The following is a 3,290-nucleotide window of genomic DNA, read 5'->3' as shown; positions in this document are numbered from 1 at the left end:
ATACATTCCAAATAACAATGGAGATTCTGCTTTATCAATTTCTTTATACGTTATATTTCCCTCTTTACCTGCAACAGCAACTTGTACTTTTTCATTTGTTTTCACATCTTCTGCACCTATTGCACCACCCGCCAATAATCCTGTACTTAACAGACTATCGTGAACGAAAGTTAGAGAGTTATGGAACAAAATATTATGTGTATGTACATACATTTCTTTTAAAAGAAGTTTTGTAGTATGCAACTGAATTAAAAAAATATAGATTTTTATGACTCTTTTTAGGGGATATAGCAAAGTGGGATCTTTTATATGCACATTGCTATACCGAACTAGATTTCAGCATAGTATTTTTTTGCAACTCATTGATTTTTACCAAACACGTATAAAAACCAACAATATGAAAATAAACGACTGGCTAAAATTTTACTTTCAATAAAATAAAAAAGAACCTGCAAATTTGCAGATTCTCCTGATAATGATTTATATGAGTAAGACTCGGAAATATAATACAATGATTCAAAAATAAGTTCAAGTAAATTCAAAGAACCCGCTGGAGTTCGAGTTCTTTCAGAAGTGATGATGTTTTCTAGGCTTAGCAAAGTGAGAAAATACAAGAATATAATACATCGAGATTTAGAGAATTTCAATACTTAAATTAGAGGTTATTTTAATATGATGTAACATCAGCATTTTGAAGGAATAGCAATGAATACCTTATACATTCCCAGTCTACATAACGCTTTATTATCAGTAGAAAGAAAAAGGAAAATCCCTACTTTCACAATAAATCCGCCTTGCTACTCTATTCATTTTTTGATACATTCCTATCCACCGTTTTAGGCTTCTCTTTTGTACTGTGTTAGCCGAAAAATTGTATAAATCATAATTCGTTTTTCTTCCACCTGTTTCACCCTTTCTACACCCTAGTTTTACAAAATAAGAAGTCATCAAAACTTATATTTATTACTTTCTGTTATCTCCTCTCTCTTGTTCTATGCATAGTCTATCTAAATTTTTATTAGCTACTAAAAAAAGAATTTACAGGACGATAAAAAAAAGCCAAGTGCATTGCACTCGGCTTTATGGTCGATTAAACAATTTTACTTCAGACGTATTAAACTGATGTAGATAGTCTTTAGTAGAAGTATAACCTGAATTCATGAGTGTTTTCTTTTCTTCTTCTGTGATATCAAAATTAAACGACGACGTAAAGAATGTATTAATAAATACAGTGCGGGCAGCATCTTCTTTGGTGGTTTTTCCGCTCTCATGACCTTTGATCATGGTTTGAGACAAATTCCATGCAAAATGAATAAGAGAATGGCCAATATGATGTTCTGTTGAGGTTGCGATATGTTTTAACATGGCAACCTCCGCCTGAGATTCTAAACGGAAACCAAGTGTTTCTTTGTTGTAGACAATTTCATCTGTAGGATCAAAGAAAGATGCATTGTATTTCGTGTGTAAGCTTCTTAGTGTAGAATGATCCTCTATATTGCTTATCAGTTTATTAACCTCGTCAATCGTATCTGTGGTCGTGAAGTGTTCTTCTTTATTCACAAAACTTTTCCGATCAAATAAACGAATTGGGTAGTTATCGAGTACACCTCCGTCTACATAATAATCTTTATCCCATTCCACAGATTTAAAAAAGAATGGGATGGACATCGAAATCCGCACAGCAACTACTAACGGGACATCAGGTGTCGTTTCGCGAGAAAACGTACGAAGCTGGTGTGTAGAAACGTTCGTTCCTTGGAAAAACACGTCTTTTCCTGTTTTGTCATACAACTGCTGAAAAGTTGTGTCCTTACTCCCTGTCCACTTTTCAACGATCTTTCCTACCCACTCAGTGAAGAAATCCCCTTTATAGATACCAAAACCATCAAAAAATAAACGAATGTTATCTTGTACAATCGAAAAATCATCATCTTTAAACGCTTTGAAATTCATGTCTTTGTGGATTTTCACAAGATCTGCGAATGGAATGGAAAGACCTAAAAGTAATGCAGTAATCGCTCCTGCTGAAGTCCCTCCAAATCGTTGTATTTCTGGTAAAATCCCTTCTTCATTTAGTGCACGGATGGCACCTATATAAGCGCTTCCCTTTACCCCGCCACCTTCAAATACTAAGTTACGAAATGGATATGCCATTATATACCTCCAATAAAGAAATTTTCGATCTGTTATAGTATCGGAAGTATATTGAAATATATTCCAAATGGTATTAAGAAAGTTTCATGTCCTCCGATACGTATGGCCGAATTATCTTTATTCAATGGATGAATTGTTTGAAAGAGAAGAAATTTGCTTGGAATGGTAATTTAGTAGGATAGGAAACAGGAAGCGGAGTGCATCTTTGGATGCACTGAATAATATCCGCTTTTGAAATCGTATATAACGTAACTTCTTTTCCGATGTCCAAGTAAAATCACGAGTAAGAAATCAAGGAATAATCTACATTTCATAAATCCCTCACTCTCTTTAACATACAATTCAGTGAAATAATTTGTTTCAAATACGTAGAAATATGGTTTAACCAGCAATCAATGATCAGGTCTTCTTACCCTAAGTAAACCTAAATCTATTTGTCTCCATACAGAAAGGAATAAATAGTTTTGTTCCTATTCATGAAATAGTACAATATATGCAAAATTACATATCTAATTAATTGCTTTTAATGTTATATTTTAATAGCGATGAATGCTATTATTTCATAAGTTGTCAACAAGCGTTATGTATGTATGAGAAAAAGGAAGGAGCCAAATAGGCCCCTTCCTTTTTCTACTAATTAACTAAATTACTCTCTGGTAAAAATTTAAATAGTAATGCTCATTTACAGGCGTCTGATTATGCATTAAACATGCTAGCTTTGCTTGCTGTCGGAAAAATTAAAGACGATAGTCAAATATGTCCTTTCATTACTTTATATTGAAATAAATAATGATTCAAAGTTATTTTGTGAAAATTATACAAAAAGTACTAATTCGTCGTTTACCTAACAATAGATAATATAGATAAAGAAAAAATACTAGAGGATATCACAGTGTAGTAGTCTCTAGTATCTTTTCATAGTATTTTAGCGGCTATACAATACGGAGGGATAAAAAAAGGACCTCTTACGGAAAGATAAGAGGTCATCAAAAAGATAAAAATGTTGTATTTGAAACACGCGAGTTTCTAATTCACATCATAACACAATATATTTATATATTCAATATATACATTAAAGATAAGTAATGTATGTTCAAAAAACACATGGAATATTAATTTGTAACAGTATATATTTT

Annotated in this window: 2 protein-coding genes; both read right to left on the bottom strand. The window is 32.4% G+C overall.

Features of this window, described 5'->3' with window-relative positions:
* Nucleotides 1-213: hypothetical protein (locus ACQGSG_RS27785; protein ID WP_426948547.1), on the bottom strand; the 213-nt coding region annotated here is incomplete at its 3' end.
* An 867-nt stretch (nucleotides 214-1,080) separates the two neighbouring features.
* Complete coding sequence (locus ACQGSG_RS27780; RefSeq protein ID WP_000331137.1) at nucleotides 1,081-2,154, bottom strand: patatin-like phospholipase family protein; 1,074 nt, start codon at nucleotides 2,152-2,154, stop codon at nucleotides 1,081-1,083.
* Nucleotides 2,155-3,290: the final 1,136 nt, after the last annotated feature.

The sequence above is a fragment of the Bacillus sp. GMa5/1 genome, from assembly GCF_050172015.1.
GTDB lineage: Bacteria > Bacillota > Bacilli > Bacillales > Bacillaceae_G > Bacillus_A > Bacillus_A cereus.
This window is presented reverse-complemented; position numbering and strand designations above follow the sequence as displayed.

Coding starts and splice junctions, on each gene's coding strand:
- ACQGSG_RS27780 (WP_000331137.1), bottom strand. CDS start 2,154: ATGGCATATCCATTTCGTAACTTAGTATTTGAAGGTGGCGGGGTAAAG.